The sequence below is a fragment of the Amycolatopsis sp. WGS_07 genome (assembly GCF_045278895.1).
Taxonomy (GTDB): domain Bacteria; phylum Actinomycetota; class Actinomycetes; order Mycobacteriales; family Pseudonocardiaceae; genus Amycolatopsis.
Genome location: NZ_CP136053.1, coordinates 1 through 16,498 on the forward strand (window position 1 = coordinate 1; position 16,498 = coordinate 16,498).

9 protein-coding genes and 3 rRNA genes are annotated in these 16,498 nt (G+C 65.9%); 6 read left to right on the plus strand and 6 right to left on the minus strand.

Translation table 11 applies throughout. The features are described from left to right. Nucleotides 1-5: 5 nt before the first annotated feature. The 3 genes from rrf to RPX00_RS00015 form a co-directional block, all read right to left on the minus strand. Nucleotides 6-122, minus strand: a 5S ribosomal RNA gene (rrf, locus tag RPX00_RS00005). Between the two features lie 86 nt (nt 123-208). Continuing rightward, nucleotides 209-3,326 (minus strand): 23S ribosomal RNA (locus tag RPX00_RS00010). Between the two features lie 286 nt (nt 3,327-3,612). Next, nucleotides 3,613-5,132, minus strand: a 16S ribosomal RNA gene (locus RPX00_RS00015). The 16S, 23S and 5S rRNA genes sit together here, the layout of an rRNA operon. 622 nt (nt 5,133-5,754) lie before the next feature. On the opposite strand from RPX00_RS00015, the gene RPX00_RS00020 reads away from it, so the two are divergent. The 5 genes from RPX00_RS00020 (at nt 5,755) to RPX00_RS00040 (ending at nt 10,117) form a co-directional block, all read left to right on the plus strand. Continuing rightward, nucleotides 5,755-6,147: a YciI family protein gene (locus tag RPX00_RS00020; protein WP_406636171.1), complete on the plus strand. Its 393-nt coding sequence runs from the start codon at nt 5,755-5,757 to the stop codon at nt 6,145-6,147. A gap of 4 nt (nt 6,148-6,151) precedes the next feature. After that, nucleotides 6,152-7,372: an RNA polymerase sigma factor gene (locus tag RPX00_RS00025; protein WP_406636173.1), complete on the plus strand. Its 1,221-nt coding sequence runs from the start codon at nt 6,152-6,154 to the stop codon at nt 7,370-7,372. Then, nucleotides 7,365-8,480: an epoxide hydrolase family protein gene (locus RPX00_RS00030; protein ID WP_406636175.1), complete on the plus strand. Its 1,116-nt coding sequence runs from the start codon at nt 7,365-7,367 to the stop codon at nt 8,478-8,480. The genes RPX00_RS00025 and RPX00_RS00030 overlap by 8 nt, the downstream gene beginning before the upstream one ends. Before the next feature lie 66 nt (nt 8,481-8,546). After that, entirely contained in the window at nt 8,547-9,356 is an 810-nt protein-coding gene (locus RPX00_RS00035) for an alpha/beta fold hydrolase (protein ID WP_406636177.1), read from the plus strand. An 8-nt stretch (nt 9,357-9,364) separates the two neighbouring features. Continuing rightward, nucleotides 9,365-10,117, plus strand: a complete 753-nt coding sequence (locus RPX00_RS00040) for an SDR family NAD(P)-dependent oxidoreductase (RefSeq protein WP_406636179.1) — start codon at nt 9,365-9,367, stop codon at nt 10,115-10,117. Between the two features lie 64 nt (nt 10,118-10,181). Here the strand turns inward: RPX00_RS00040 and RPX00_RS00045 are convergent, their stop codons facing one another. Next, a complete protein-coding gene (locus RPX00_RS00045) occupies nt 10,182-11,786 on the minus strand; it encodes a transposase (RefSeq protein WP_406636181.1) in 1,605 nt (534 codons plus the stop codon). A gap of 144 nt (nt 11,787-11,930) precedes the next feature. Between RPX00_RS00045 and RPX00_RS00050 the strand changes: the two genes are divergently transcribed. After that, nucleotides 11,931-14,528, plus strand: coding sequence for a bifunctional FO biosynthesis protein CofGH (locus RPX00_RS00050; protein WP_406636182.1), 2,598 nt, complete (start codon nt 11,931-11,933; stop codon nt 14,526-14,528). Here RPX00_RS00050 and RPX00_RS00055 read toward each other — a convergent pair whose 3' ends face one another. Further along, nucleotides 14,529-15,494 carry a helix-turn-helix domain-containing protein gene (locus tag RPX00_RS00055; RefSeq protein ID WP_406636184.1) on the minus strand — a complete coding sequence of 322 codons (966 nt, stop codon included), beginning with the start codon at nt 15,492-15,494 and terminating at the stop codon, nt 14,529-14,531. Nucleotides 15,495-15,517: 23 nt separating this feature from the next. After that, nucleotides 15,518-16,483 (minus strand): alpha/beta hydrolase fold domain-containing protein, encoded by a 966-nt coding sequence (locus RPX00_RS00060; RefSeq protein WP_406636186.1) that lies wholly within the window; start codon nt 16,481-16,483, stop codon nt 15,518-15,520. Nucleotides 16,484-16,498: the final 15 nt, after the last annotated feature.

The following is a 16,498-nucleotide window of genomic DNA, read 5'->3' on the forward strand; positions in this document are numbered from 1 at the left end:
GTTGAGTTCGGCGGTGTCCTACTCTCCCACAACCCTTCGGTTGCAGTACCATCGGCGCAGTCAGGCTTAGCTTCCGGGTTCGGAATGGGACCGGGCGTTTCCCTGACGCTAAAACCACCGAAACACTCCGAAACAACACACACCCCGTCACTTGTCGTGACAGCCGGTGTGGTGTTTCAGAACCGTAGAGTGGATGCGTAACATCTTCGTGGGCAAGTCCTCGGCCTATTAGTACCAGTCAACTCGACAACACATTACTGTGCTTCCATTTCTGGCCTATCAACCCAATCGTCTCTTGGGGGCCTTAACCCACAAAGGGGTGGGATACCTCATCTTGGAACAGGCTTCCCGCTTAGATGCCTTCAGCGGTTATCCCTTCCGAACATAGCCAACCAGCCATGCCACTGGCGTGACAACTGGCACACCAGAGGTCCGTCCGTCCCGGTCCTCTCGTACTAGGGACAGCCTTCCTCAAGTATCCTGCGCGCGCGGCGGATAGGGACCGAACTGTCTCACGACGTTCTAAACCCAGCTCGCGTGCCGCTTTAATGGGCGAACAGCCCAACCCTTGGGACCTACTCCGGCCCCAGGATGCGACGAGCCGACATCGAGGTGCCAAACCATGCCGTCGATATGGACTCTTGGGCAAGATCAGCCTGTTATCCCCGGGGTACCTTTTATCCGTTGAGCGACACCCCTTCCACCAGGAGGTGCCGGATCACTAGTCCCGACTTTCGTCCCTGCTCGACATGTCTGTCTCACAGTCAAGCTCCCTTGTGCACTTGCACTCGACACCTGATTGCCAACCAGGCTGAGGGAACCTTTGGGCGCCTCCGTTACCCTTTAGGAGGCAACCGCCCCAGTTAAACTACCCATCAGGCACTGTCCCTGAACCAGATCATGGTCCGAGGTTCAGATTCCCAATCCGACCAGAGTGGTATTTCAACAACGACTCCACCCGAACTAGCGTCCGAGCTTCACAGTCTCCCACCTATCCTACACAAGCCGAACCGAAAACCAATACCAAACTATAGTAAAGGTCCCGGGGTCTTTCCGTCCTGCCGCGCGTAACGAGCATCTTTACTCGTAATGCAATTTCGCCGGGCCTGTGGTCGAGACAGCCGGAAAGTCGTTACGCCATTCGTGCAGGTCGGAACTTACCCGACAAGGAATTTCGCTACCTTAGGATGGTTATAGTTACCACCGCCGTTTACTGGCGCTTAAATTCTCAGCTTCACCCCCGAAAGGAGTTAACCGGTCCTCTTAACGTTCCAGCACCGGGCAGGCGTCAGTCCATATACATCGTCTTGCGACTTCGCATGGACCTGTGTTTTTAGTAAACAGTCGCTTTCCGCTGGTCTCTGCGGCCAACCACCGCTCCACCCGCAAGGGGTATCACAGCGCTTGGCCCCCTTCTCCCGAAGTTACGGGGGCATTTTGCCGAGTTCCTTAACCACAGTTCACCCGATCGCCTTGGTATTCTCTACCTGACCACCTGTGTTGGTTTGGGGTACGGGCCGTGCATGCACTCACTAGAGGCTTTTCTCGACAGCATAGGATCACCCGCTTCGCCTCAAACGGCTACGCATCACGTCTCAGCCTGTATGGAACACGGATTTGCCTATGTTCCGGCCTACGCGCTTGCACCAGGACAACCATCGCCTGGCGGAGCTACCTTCCTGCGTCACCCCATCGCTTGACTACTACGGAATCAGGTCCCACGCTCCACACACAGACTCCGTCCGAAGACATTGCCTGCGGCTTCGGGTGGTTAGTGTCAACCGCCTCGCCATGGGCGCACATGCTCGGGTACGGGAATATCAACCCGTTGTCCATCGACTACGCCTGTCGGCCTCGCCTTAGGTCCCGACTTACCCTGGGCGGATTAGCCTGGCCCAGGAACCCTTGGTCATCCGGCGGCAGAGTTTCTCACTCTGCATTCGCTACTCATGCCTGCATTCTCACTCCCGCACCCTCCACGACTCGCTTCCGCGGCCGCTTCCCTGGATGCAGGACGCTCCCCTACCCATCCACACCACTGGACTGCCTCCGAAGAAACAGTCGATGTATATGTGTGAATGACACAGCTTCGGCGGTGTGCTTAAGCCCCGCTACATTGTCGGCGCAGGACCACTTGACCAGTGAGCTATTACGCACTCTTTCAAGGGTGGCTGCTTCTAAGCCAACCTCCTGGTTGTCTGGGCAATCCCACATCCTTTCCCACTGAGCACACACTTAGGGGCCTTAGCTGGTGTTCTGGGCTGTTTCCCTCTCGACGACGAAGCTTATCCCCCGCCGTCTCACTGCCGCGCTCTCACTAACCGGTATTCGGAGTTTGGTTGATTTCGGTAACCCGGTAAGGCCCCTAGACCATCCAGTAGCTCTACCCCCGGCAAGAAACACGCGACGCTGCACCTAAATGCATTTCGGGGAGAACCAGCTATCACGGAGTTTGATTGGCCTTTCACCCCTACCCACAGCTCATCCCCTCAGTTTTCAACCTAAGTGGGTTCGGGCCTCCACGACGTCTTACCGTCGCTTCACCCTGGCCATGGGTAGATCACTCCGCTTCGGGTCTAGACCACGCGACTCATTCGCCCTCTTCAGACTCGCTTTCGCTACGGCTACCCCACCCGGGTTAACCTCGCCACGCAGCACTAACTCGCAGGCTCATTCTTCAAAAGGCACGCCATCACCCCAAAGGGCTCTGACGGCTTGTAGGCACACGGTTTCAGGTACTCTTTCACTCCCCTCCCGGGGTACTTTTCATCTTTCCCTCACGGTACTCGTCCGCTATCGGTCTCCAGGAAGTATTTAGGCTTACCGGGTGGTCCCGGCAGATTCACAGCAAATTCCACGAGCTCGCTGCTACTCGGGAACACCAGACAAACACACACAACGTGTTTTCGCGTACGGGACTCTCACCCACTCCGGTCCGCCATCCCAAGCGGTTCCACTAACACGCGCGCACATTCCGAGGACTGTCAGATCCTCGACGCTGGGTCCCACAACACCGCCCGCACAACGCCTGACAGCTTGACATGCAAACGGTTTAGCCTCTTCCGCTTTCGCTCGCCACTACTCACGGAATCACTTTTGTTTTCTCTTCCTGCGGGTACTGAGATGTTTCACTTCCCCGCGTTCCCTCCACGCCGGCTATATATTCACCGGCGGGTAACACCACATCACTGGTGCTGGGTTTCCCCATTCGGAAATCCTCGGATCACAGCTCGGTTGACAGCTCCCCGAGGCATATCGCAGCCTCCCACGTCCTTCATCGGCTCCTGAAGCCAAGACATCCACCATGTGCCCTTAACAACTTGACCACAAAGATGCTCGCATCCACTCTACAGTTCTCAAACACCACACCAGAAACAACGTGTGTTGCCTCAGGACCCAACAGTGCGCAGCGAACAATCCGCGACCCGGCTCCGCGACCGGCGTTCCACGCAGAGACCCGAAAGCCCCGCAGTACTGACCGGCGGCATCACCACCGCCGCGAACCCTAACCAGTAGTTCCACAATTCCTTGAGCAACCGTCGCAGAGATACAGTCGACCTCTAAGTGACGGCCACTCCCAGCACGATGACCGGGATGTGTTGTGCTCCTTAGAAAGGAGGTGATCCAGCCGCACCTTCCGGTACGGCTACCTTGTTACGACTTCGTCCCAATCGCCAGTCCCACCTTCGACCACTCCCTCCCTTGCGGGTTGGGCCATGGGCTTCGGGTGTTACCGACTTTCATGACGTGACGGGCGGTGTGTACAAGGCCCGGGAACGTATTCACCGCAGCGTTGCTGATCTGCGATTACTAGCGACTCCGACTTCACGCAGTCGAGTTGCAGACTGCGATCCGAACTGAGACCGGCTTTAAGGGATTCGCTCCACCTCGCGGTATCGCAGCCCTCTGTACCAGCCATTGTAGCATGTGTGAAGCCCTGGACATAAGGGGCATGATGACTTGACGTCATCCCCACCTTCCTCCGAGTTGACCCCGGCAGTCTCCCACGAGTCCCCGCCATGACGCGCTGGCAACGTAGGATAAGGGTTGCGCTCGTTGCGGGACTTAACCCAACATCTCACGACACGAGCTGACGACAGCCATGCACCACCTGTACACCAACCACAAGGGAAGCCCCATCTCTGGGGATGTCTGGCGCATGTCAAGCCCAGGTAAGGTTCTTCGCGTTGCATCGAATTAATCCACATGCTCCGCCGCTTGTGCGGGCCCCCGTCAATTCCTTTGAGTTTTAGCCTTGCGGCCGTACTCCCCAGGCGGGGCGCTTAATGCGTTAGCTACGGCACGGACAACGTGGAATGTCGCCCACACCTAGCGCCCAACGTTTACAGCGTGGACTACCAGGGTATCTAATCCTGTTCGCTCCCCACGCTTTCGCTCCTCAGCGTCAGTATCGGCCCAGAGACCCGCCTTCGCCACCGGTGTTCCTCCTGATATCTGCGCATTTCACCGCTACACCAGGAATTCCAGTCTCCCCTGCCGAACTCAAGTCTGCCCGTATCGACCGCACGCTCCACGTTAAGCGTGGAGATTTCACGGCCGACGCGACAAACCGCCTACGAGCTCTTTACGCCCAATAATTCCGGACAACGCTCGCACCCTACGTATTACCGCGGCTGCTGGCACGTAGTTAGCCGGTGCTTCTTATCCAGGTACCGTCACTCTCGCTTCGTCCCTGGCGAAAGAGGTTTACAACCCGAAGGCCGTCATCCCTCACGCGGCGTCGCTGCATCAGGCTTGCGCCCATTGTGCAATATTCCCCACTGCTGCCTCCCGTAGGAGTCTGGGCCGTGTCTCAGTCCCAGTGTGGCCGGTCACCCTCTCAGGCCGGCTACCCGTCGTCGCCTTGGTAGGCCATTACCCCACCAACAAGCTGATAGGCCGCGGGTTCATCCTGCACCGCCAGAACTTTCAACACCCCTGGATGCCCAAGAGTGTGATATCCGGTATTAGACCCCGTTTCCAAGGCTTATCCCAGAGTGCAGGGCAGATTACCCACGTGTTACTCACCCGTTCGCCACTCATCCCCGGCCGAAACCGGTTCAGCGTTCGACTTGCATGTGTTAAGCACGCCGCCAGCGTTCGTCCTGAGCCAGGATCAAACTCTCCAACAATGTCTTCAAGTTCGATCGAGACTACTCTCAATCAATCATTCTCAAAGGAAACCCCGACGAGGGGGTTTCATATAAGCTCTACTGGCTTAGTTCACTAGCACACTGTTGAGTTCTCAAGCAACACACCCCGCATCAACCTCCACCCCCACAAGGGCGAGCCTGACCGAAGCGGTCATTCCTAGCAGTTTTTGGTGGGACACCCACTCAATCACCCTAGAGGCGAGAGCTTGGTTCGCGTCCCGGCGGCCGCCCGGTTTCCCTGGCGACCTGGAGAACATTACACGGCTCAAAACGGCCTCAAACAGGGGGGTCCCTTAAAGCGATCTTCGCAGGTCAACCCCCCGAATGGGCCAGTAGCGGCCGATCCGGCCGGGAGTCGGCGGACCGAGCGCCCGGGGAATCCCGGCGGGGGAAGACGCAATCCGGGGACATGGGTACCGCGCAATACCGGGGAATGGCGGGAGCAGCCCGGCAACAGAGAGAGCAGGACAGTTCCGCCAGGAGCATCATGACCGCCTAGCCGGTGACCCGGGTCACCCGATCAGGCACCGAGGCGATGTCCGGTCCGGCGGGGCAGCTTCGTTCTCTTCGCGACTGATGGCCAAGCAACTGGGAGGACCCCATGAAGTACCTGATCCTGGCGTACGGGAACCAGCAGGACTACGACCACCTCGGCGGCAAGGACGGCGCGGCGACCGCGGCGGAGATGGCGGCCGTCGAGGAGTTCCTCACCGGGTTCACCGGCGCGCTGGCCGAATCGGGCGAGCTGGTCGAGACGCAGGGGCTCGCCGCTCCGGTGCTCGCCCGCCGCCTCGATCTGCGGGACGGGGTCCCGGTCGTCACCGACGGGCCGTTCGGCGAGACCGAGGAGGTCATCGCCGGGTACTGGATGGTCGACTGCGCCAGTTTCGACCGGGCGACCGAGATCGCGGCGGGGCTGCTCACCGCCCCGGGGCGGTTGTCCGAGGCCGGGGTGGTGGTCCGGCCGGTGATGGGCGGGGAAAGCGACGTCTGAGCCGGTGAGCCGAGAAGAGACCGAGCCGGTCAGCGACACTTTGCGCAGGCTCGCGCCGCAGGTGCTGGGTGCGCTGGTCCGGCGCTACGGGCGGTTCGACCCGGCCGAGGACGCGGTGCAGGAGGCCCTGCTCAAAGCCGCCCGGCAGTGGCCGGACACCGGGATCCCGGAGCGCCCGTTCGGCTGGCTGCTGCAGGTCGCGAGCCGGAAGCTGATCGATCTGCTCCGGGCGGACCAGGCGAGACGGGAGCGCGAGGTCCGGGCAGCCCGCGAGGACGTCGGCGGGCCGGTGGGCGACGCCGATGACACGTTGATCCTGCTCTTGCTCTGCTGCCATCCGTCGTTGTCGGCGGCGTCGCAGATCGCGCTTACGTTGCGGGCCGTCGGCGGGCTCACGACCAAGGAGATCGCGCGGATGTTCCTCACTTCCGAGGACTCGATGACGCGCCGGATCTCCCGGGCCAAACGGACCGTTCAGGACAGTGGCGTGCCGTTCCGGATGCCTCCGGAGGAAGAGCGGAGCGAGCGGCTCGGCGCGGTGCTGCACGTGCTGTACCTGATTTTCACCGAGGGGTATTCGGCGACGTCGGGGCCGGACGTGCGGCGGGGCGATCTGGTCGCGGAGGCGATCCGGCTGGCGGGGCTGACCGCCGCGTTGCTGCCGGACGACAGCGAGGCCGCGGGGCTGCTCGCGTTGATGTTGCTGACGGACGCGCGGTCGCCGGCGCGGGTGACCGAGCAGGGCGAGCTGGTTCCGTTGCACGAGCAGGACCGGACGCGGTGGAAGGCCGAGTCGATCCGGCGCGGGGTGGAGCTGGTGACGGCGGCGTTGCCGCGCGGACCGGTCGGTCCCTATCAGTTGCAGGCGGCGATCGCGGCTGTTCACGACGAGGCACCTAATGCAGAAGAGACCGACTGGCGGCAGATCGTCGGGCTTTATCGGCTGCTGCTCAAGGTTTCGGCGAGTCCGGTCGCGAAGGTGAGTCACGCCGTCGCGGTCGGGATGGCGGATGGGCCGGCGGCGGGGCTCGAAGTGCTTGAAGCGCTGGAGAACCGTGATCGACGGTTCTACGCGGCGCGAGCACATCTTCTGGAAAAGGCGGGCGAGCGCGAAAGAGCCCGGGACGCGTACCTGCGCGCGGCCGAACTCGCCACCAACATCCGTCAGGTGCGGTATCTCAACGCCTGCGCCCGGCGGCTCTCCGAAGGAGCTGGACATGACTGAGATTCGGCCGTATCGGCTCGACATCCCGGAAGCGGACCTGGTTGACCTGCGGGAACGGCTCGATCGGGCGAGGTGGGCACCCGAGCCCGACGGCGGTGACAGGGGGTACGGCGTCAGCGTCGGCCGGGTGCGCGAGCTGGCCGAGCATTGGCGGCATCGCTTCGACTGGCGGGCTTTGGAGCGGCGGTTCAACGAGTATCCGCAGTTCACGATGACGATCGACGGCAGCAACGTCCATTTCCTGCACGCCCGTTCGCCCGAGCCGGACGCGATCCCGTTGGTCCTCAGCCACGGGTGGCCGGGGTCGGCTGCGGAGTACCTGGCGGCGGTCGGGCCGTTGAGCGATCCGCGGGCGCACGGGCTCGATCCGTCGATCGCGTTCGACGTCGTGCTGCCGTCGTTGCCGGGGTTCGGGTTTTCCGGTCCGACGGCCGACACCGGCTGGGGTCCGCGGCGGATCGCGCGGGCGTGGGCGGAGCTGATGCGCCGGCTCGGCTACGAGCGCTACGGGACGGCGGGCAACGACTGGGGTTCGGGGATCGCGCCGGAGGTCGGCCGGGTGGCACCGGAGCAGGTGATCGGTGCGCACGTGACGCAGACCTGGGACCCGCCGCCGGACGACGATCCACAGTGGATCGCCGAACTGTCGCCCAAGGACAAAGCCGCGTGGAACGCGTTCCACCACTACTTCACCCACGAAGCCTCGTACGGCATCGTCCACGCGCAGCAGCCGCAGACTCTCGCGCACGCGCTGTCCGACTCCCCGGTCGGGCTGCTCGGCTGGAACGCGCAGGCGATGCACGACCACGGCCTCGACGCGGACGGGATCCTCGCCCACGTCACGATCCACTGGCTGACCGGCACCGCGGGTTCGGCGATCCGGATCTACGCCGAGGAAGCGAGGGAAACACCCGCAGAGGGACGCAATCCGGTGCCGCTGGGGGTCGCGCAGTTCCCCGGCGACCTGCCGTCGATCCGGACGTTCTCCGAACATCACCGGAACCTCGTGTCGTGGCACGAGTACGACCGCGGCGGGCATTACGCGGCGCAGGAGGTTCCGGAGCTGTGGGTCGGCGACGTCCGGCAGCTCTTCGCGGAGCTGCGTTGAAAAACATTGCTCCGACTACATTGCGCCTTATTGCACTGAGAAATCGCCCCGATTAGCGTCGGGGACATGCAGACAGTCCTCCTTCCCTCCGGCGCGCGGATCGCCTACTCCGACCAGGGGCCGCAGTCGAAGCTCCCGGTGCTTCTCGTGCACGGGCACCCGTTCGACCGGTCCATGTGGGGTCCGCAGGCCGAGTACCTCGCGCGAAACGGGCACCGGGTCGTCGTTCCTGACCTGCGCGGATACGGGCAGAGCACCGGTCCCGAGGTGACCGGCCTCGACAGCTTCGCCGAGGATCTGATCGGACTGGCGGATCACCTCGGGTTCGGCCGCTTCGCGCTGGGCGGGCTGTCGATGGGCGGGCAGATCGTGATGCAGACCGTCCGGGATTACCCGGAGCGGATTGCCGCGCTGCTGCTCGCCGACACGTTCGCCGAACCCGAGACCGACGAGGGAAAGGCGGTCCGGAACAAGGCGGCGGACCGGGTGCTCGCGGAAGGAATGACCGGATACGCCGACGAGCTGGTGCCGAAAATGGTGTCGCCGACCACCTTCCGCGAAAACCCCGAGGTGACCGCGCATGTGCGGAAGATGATGCGCGACGCACCCGCGGCCGGCGCGGCGGCGGCGTTGCGGGCCCGGGCGAAACGCCCCGATTACCGCGATTCGCTGCGGGAGGTCAGCGTGCCGACGCTGGTCGCGGTGGGCAGCGAGGACGAGTTCACCCCGGTCGCCGACGCGCAGTTGCTGCACCAGCTTGTGCCCGGCTCGAAGCTGGTGGTGCTCGACGGCGCGGGACACCTGCCTAACCTGGAACGCGTGGCCGAGTTCAACGACGTGTTCGGCCGCTTCCTCGACCACGCAGAAGAACGGTGACGCACTCCATGAAGACCGTATTGGTGACCGGCGCGAGCGCCGGGTTCGGTGCCGCGATCACGCGCCGGTTCGTCGCGGAAGGCGCGCGAGTCGTCGCCGCGGCCCGCAGTGGCGACCGCCTGAAGACGCTCGCGGACGAACTGGGCGACGCGGTGTACCCGCTGGTGCTCGACGTACGCGACGCCGCCGCGGTCGCGGACGTTGTCGCGGAGCTGCCCGAGGAGTGGGCGAAGATCGACATCCTGGTCAACAACGCCGGCCTCGCCAAGGGCCTGGAACCCGCGCACGAGGCGAAGCTGGACGACTGGGACCAGATGATCGAGACCAACGTGACCGGTCTCGTCCACCTCACCCGCGCGGTCCTGCCCGGAATGGTCGAACGCGGCGCCGGGCACGTGATCAACATCGGCTCCGTCGCGGGCAGCTACCCGTACCCCGGCGGCAACGTCTACGGCGCGACCAAGGCGTTCGTCCACCAGTTCAGCCTCAACCTCCGCTCCGACCTGCGCGGCACCGGCGTCCGAGTGACGAACATCGAGCCCGGCTTGGTAGGCGGCACCGAGTTCTCGACCGTCCGCTTCGACGGCGACCAGGACAAGGCGGCCAACGTCTATGCCAACACCACCCCACTCACCGCGGACGACGTCGCCGAATCGGTGTACTGGGCCAGTTCGCAGCCGAAGCACGTGAACATCAACGTCATCGAGCTGATGCCGGTGGTGCAGACGTTCTCCGCCCTGAACATCGACCGCGACTCCTGAGCCGACTGTCCGTGAAGGACTCCTTGCGGGAATCAGATTCCCTCATGGAGTCCTTCACGGACCTTTAGCCAGGCGCAAACCGATCCAACCCGAACAACTCGAACAACGCCTGCTGCCGCCCAGTCCGATCCGACAAAATCCTCCGCGTCCGCGGCCGCCCCCCAGTAGACCGATGCCGCAGCACCGTCTCCCCGATCCCCCTCAACTGATCCAGCAACTCAGCCACCGACAGGTTCATCCCAGCCCGGTCCGCCTCCCGCCGCATCAAATGCGTAACCGTCGCCGCCAGCACGGACACCAACGTATGCACCGCGATCCGATGCGAAGTCCAATCCCACCGCGGTGACGGCCCCGCGGCAGCCGGACCGGTCAGCCACCGGAACGTCGACTCCAGGTGCGTCCGAGCCCGGTAAGCAGTGACCACCTCCGCCACTGGCCAATCCCGGTCAGTCACCAGAATCTGCTTCCCGAAGAACTCCTCCGCCAGCCGAGCCACCGCGGTGTCATCCACCCGCCGCTCCAGCCGAAGCTCCCCAGCCCGGGTCCCGGTGAGCGTCGTATTCAAGACCCGCTCCACCCGACGCCCACGGATGATGCGCGACATCTCCGCATGCACCTGCGTCCGGTCTCCACGATGAGTCCCTGCCTCCAGTGCGGCGGCCAGCCCGTCCAGCTCCCGCACCGTCGTGCTCAATTCGCTGGTGAACGCCCGGTACTGCGCCGCGTGCAGCGTCGCGGAATGGGTCAGAATCACCCGCCGATGCGCACCGTCCACAGTCGCCACGGTGTCGAACGCGGTCAGCCCAGCGAACCGTTCCGGATCCACCCGCCGACGCACCGACGCTGGCCGCGCGAGCAACTCCGGATGATCAGCCAGCGGAAGCGAGCCGACGAACCCGCTTCGCGCGCCAAGGTCGAGCTGCGCGGCCTGGCCAGCGTGGAAAATCAGCGTGACGTCCGTGGTCGGATGCCGCTCCCCCAACTCGGCGGCCAGTGCGCCGAAAGTCGGGGCGTTTTCCCTTCGATAGACCCGAGAAGCGAGCGGTATCGCCCCATCCCGCGTGACGACCAGACCGAGCCCAGCCAACACGTCCTGACAGGCCGAAGGCAGCGTGCAGTCCGCAGCGGTGAACGCGGCGAACTGCGCGACATCGACGGCTAGCGCTTCCGTCCCGTCGTCCCCCAACAACTCCAGAACCGCTTCCGCGACAACGGTTTCAACCCCCGCGATCCGTTCCGGGCTGAGCCGCTGCAGCGCCCGCCAGTGGCTCGCCGTGGTGATCGATCCCTTTGGCGGCCGCGGCCGGACGAGGTCCTGCGCCAGGCAGCCGGTCCACCATTCCTCGAAGTCCGTCTCTGGCGCGGTCGCCCGGTGCAGCACGGCGAGCGCGACGTGGAGGCCGAGCGTCGGGCGGGCGCGTTGCGGTCCGGCGACGGCGTCGACGCGCCGGACGAGGTCCAGCCGTTGCAGCGTCCCCCACACGGCGGAAACATCGCCGAACGACCGATGCCGTGCCCCCGCCGCCTCCGTACCGCCGCCGGCCACCGCGGCCGCGATGTCCTCGGCCGTCCCGAGATAACGCTGCCCCACCACGCGCGGCTTGCCGTCGACCCGCGCGGACTCGGCGAAGTAGTAGTACGTCCGCCCGCCGATGCGCTTCCCGATCACTGACGCCACCCTTTAGGTAATACCGGCGCGACCGACCGTCGACAAGCCCTCAACCTGCGTCGATGATCACCTCGGACCGGCTCGGCGCGCATCGGCGGGCTAAGAGCTGGCTGGTCGCGGCGGCCGGGTCCTAGCGTGGCGGGAATGGAGCCCGAAGCTGGCGTGACCACGCCCACCCCGTCGGCCATGCGCCGTGCGCTCGCGCGGGCGCGAGACGGGAAGACGCTCGACGCAGCCGAAGCGGCCGTGCTGCTGCACGCGCGCGGCGACGACCTCAAGACTTTGTCCGACCACGCCTCCCGCATCCGCGACGCGGGCCTCGAAGAAGCCGGTCGCGCGGGGATCATCACCTACAGCCGCAAGGTGTTCATCCCGCTGACCCGGCTGTGCCGGGACCGGTGCGGCTACTGCACGTTCGTCACCGTCCCCGGCAGGCTCGAATCCCCGTTCCTGTCGCCGGACGAGGTGCTCGACATCGCCCGCAAGGGCGCGGAAATGGGCTGCAAGGAAGCCCTTTTCACGCTCGGCGACCGGCCGGAGGACCGCTGGAAGGCCGCGCGCGAATGGCTGGACGCGCACGGCTACGACGACACCCTCTCCTACGTCCGCGCGATGGCGATCCGCGTGCTCGAGGAGACCGGTCTGCTGCCGCATCTCAACCCCGGCGTCCTGAGCTGGCAGGACTTCCAGCGGCTCAAGCCGGTCGCGCCGTCGATGGGCATGATGCTGGAGACCACCGCGCGCCGGCTGTGGAGCGAGAAGGGCGGCCCGCATTACGGTTCGCCGGACAAGGATCCCGAGGTCCGGCTGCGCGTGCTGAAGGACGCCGGGCGCAGCTCCGTGCCGTTCACCACCGGCGTGCTGATCGGGATCGGCGAGACGCACGAGGAACGCGCCGACGCGCTGTTCGCGATCCGCAAGACCGCGCGCGAGTACGGCGGCATCCAGGAAGTCATCGTGCAGAACTTCCGGGCCAAGCCGGACACGAAGATGCGCGCGACCCCGGACGCCGACCTCGAAGAACTCGCCGCGAACATCGCCGTGGCCCGGCTGGTGCTGGGTCCGCGGATGCGCATCCAGGCGCCGCCGAACCTCATCGGCGACCAGTACGACCTGATGATCCGCGCGGGCATCGACGACTGGGGCGGCGTTTCGCCGCTCACCCCGGACCACGTGAACCCCGAGCGCGCGTGGCCGCAGATCGACCTGCTGGCGCGGCAGACCGAGAAGGCCGGCTACGCGCTGCGCGAGCGGCTCACCATCTACCCGGAGTACGTGAAGCGCGGCCAGCCGTGGCTCGACCCGCGCGTCACGCGGCACGTCGCGGCGCTGGTCGACGGGGAGACCGGGCTGGCCCGCGACGGCGCGATGCCGGTCGGGATCCCGTGGCAGGAGCCGGACGGCGGCTGGCAGGAGTCCGGCCGCACCGATCTGCACACCGAGATCGACACCACCGGCCGCACCGAGGACCGGCGCGGCGACTTCGATTCGGTCTACGGCGATTGGAAGGAAATCGGCCGCAAGATCAAGACCGGGCCGCAACGCTTCGACACTGACATCCGGGACGCGTTGCGCAGTGCGGAAAAGGACCCCGCCGGGTTGTCCGACGACGCCGCGCTCGCGCTGTTGCACGCGGACGGCCCGGAGCTGGACGCGCTCACAAAACTGGCTGACGACCTGCGGCGCGAAGTGGTCGGGGACGACATCACCTTCGTCGTCACGCGGAACATCAACTTCACCAACGTCTGCTACACCGGGTGCCGGTTCTGCGCTTTCGCGCAGCGGAAGACCGACGCGGACGCGTACACGCTGTCGCTGGAACAGGTCGGCGACCGGGTGGACGAGGCGTGGGCCGCGGGCGCGACCGAGATCTGCATGCAGGGCGGGATCCACCCGGATCTGCCGGGCACCGCGTACTTCGACCTCGCGGCCGAGGTGAAGCGGCGGCAGCCGGACATCCACCTGCACTCGTTCAGCCCGATGGAGGTCGTGAACGGCGCGTCGCGGACGAATCTGTCCATTCGCGACTTCCTGATCCGGGCGAAGGAGTCCGGAGTGGACTCGCTGCCGGGCACCGCGGCGGAAATCCTCGACGACGACGTCCGCTGGGTGCTCACCAAGGGCAAGCTGCCGACAGACGCGTGGATCGAAGTGGTCACCACGGCGCACGACGTCGGGCTGCCGACCACCGCGACGATGATGTACGGCCACGTGGACAACCCGAGCCACTGGGTCGGTCACCTGAAGCTGCTGGCCAAACTGCAGCGCGAGGGCGTGGAACGCAACGGACGGCGCGGGTTCAGCGAGTTCGTGCTGCTGCCGTTCATCCACCAGAGTTCGCCGATCTACCTGGCCGGCCTCGCCCGCGCGGGCACGACGCTGCGCGAGAACCGCGCGGTGCACGCGCTGTCCCGGCTGCTGCTGCACGGCACCTTCGACAACATCCAGAGTTCCTGGGTGAAGCTCGGCGAGGAAGGCAGCCGGGCGGTGCTGCAGGGCGGCGTCAACGACATCGGCGGCACGCTGATGGAGGAGACGATCAGCCGGATGGCGGGCGCGGCGAACGGGTCGTACAAGACGATCAGCGACATGCGCGCGATGGTCGAGCCGCTCGGGCGTCCGCTCCGGCAGCGGACCACGTCCTACGGCACGCCGACGGACGAGCGGATCGCGGCGGCGAACGAGTCCGACGGGGTCGCGACGGCGGTGCGGAAACCGTTGCTGCCGCTGCTCACTCCGTGATCAACCATTGCGGTGCAGCCGCCACAGCGCGATAGCCAGCTGCAACCGCAACCGCCCTGCGGGATCGCGCACTGGCCAGCCGAGCAACTGTTCGGCGTGGGCCAGGCGCTCCTGCAGGGTCGAATGATGCACGACCAGCGTGTTCGCGGCGGCGCGCAGGCTCGGAGCGCCCGCGACGGCGACCAGCGTGGGCAACACCCACGGGGCCGTCGCGCGGGCGTCCTCCAGGCGATTGACGTCCGCGACCGGCTTGGTGCCCGGGCCGACCGTTTCGGCGAGCACGGCCAGGCCGCCGAGTTCGCCGTAGTCCACAACGGACGGTCCCGGGTCTTCTTCGGTGGCAGTGAACCGGAAAGCGGTCCGGGCCTGCTCGCCGGACAGTGGCAGGTCGACGAGCTTCACCACGGTCCCGAACCCCATCCGCGCCCGCTCCGGCGGAGTCCACTGTGGAGGGACGACCTGCTGGTCGGTGTCGCTGACCACGGCGCGCGCGGTGGTGCCGAGGCCGAGCCGATGCGCGGCGAGGAGCCGGGTTTTCTCGTCCGCTGACGCGTCGAGCACCACCTCGACGGACGCCGGGTCCACGATGCGGCCGCGCGTGCGGTCCAGCACCGACCGGGCCGCCGCGGACGCACGCTCCAGCACCATCGCGTCCACCGGACTCGCCGGACCGGACCGTTCCAGCCACAACGCGGGCGGACCGTCCCGGCGCACCGGTGTCGACAGCCATTCCGGATCGGGCGGCTCGTCCGACGGCACCACGCGCCCGTCCGGTTCGACGCGGACGCGCACCCGGCGTTCGTCGTCGGCCAGCCGCGCGGGGCAGCCGGACAGCACCGCCGCGCCGCGCACGATCGGCTCCAGCCCGGCGCGGCCCTCGACCAGCCGGTCGAAGTACGCGATGACCTTGACCGTTTCGGCCGCGCCGGGATCGAGCGCGCTCAGATGCGTGACCAGCTCCCTCATCGGTCCATCATCGCGCGTCCGGTTCAGCCGAGCAGCCTCCGCAGCCACGGCGTCCGTTCGGCCCGGGCCTGCTGCGACAGCGCCGCCTGCGGGGCCGAACCGTCGAAGCCGTGGAAGGCGCCGGGCCAGACGTGCAGTTCCGCCTGCACCCCGGCCAGCCACAGCCGGTTCGCGTAGGCGATGACCTCGTCGCGGAAGGTTTCGGTGCTCCCGACGTCGAGGAACGCGGGCGGGAGGCCGGACAGGTCTTCGGCGCGCGCGGGCGCGGCGTACGGCGACACGTCCGGGCCGCCGCGTGCGTCGCCGAGCAGCGCGGTCCAGCCGACGTTGTTCGCGGTGCGGTCCCAGCTGCCCATCTCGGCCATCTGGATCGCCGACGGGGAGTCGTTGCGGTCGTCGAGCATCGGGTACACCAGCAGCTGTCCGATCAGCTCCGGGCCGCCGCGGTCCCGGGCGAGCAGCGCCGTCGCCGCCGCGAGCCCGCCGCCCGCGCTCGCCCCGCCGATCACGACGCGGGAGGCGTCGAAGCCGTACTCGGCGGCGTGTTTGACCGTCCATTCCAGACCGGCGTAGCAGTCCTCGACCGGGGCCGGATGCGGGTGTTCGGGCGCGACCCGGTAGTCGACGCACACGAAACCGAGGCCCAGTTCGGCCGCGTACTCCTTGAGGAGGTACAGGTCCCCGCCCTTGTGGCCGCCGATGATCATGCCGCCGCCGTGCAGCCAGTACAGCACCGGGACGTCGACCGCCCCGGCCGGCCGCGCGACGATCAGCGGGATCGGGCCGCGCGGTCCCTCGGCGTCCACTTCGGACAGTTCGAGGGCGCCGTCGGCGGTGATCTCGTCCAGCGAAATCTGCCGCTTCGCCGCGGACGCGCGCACCGCCGGGATCGACTCGAGCGTCTTGATCGGCGGACGCTCGGCCTGGAGCGCTTCGAGTGCCGCGGCTAGCTCGGGGTCGAACGGGAGCTGCGGGTAGCTGGCGGTCATCTCGGGTGCCTCCAA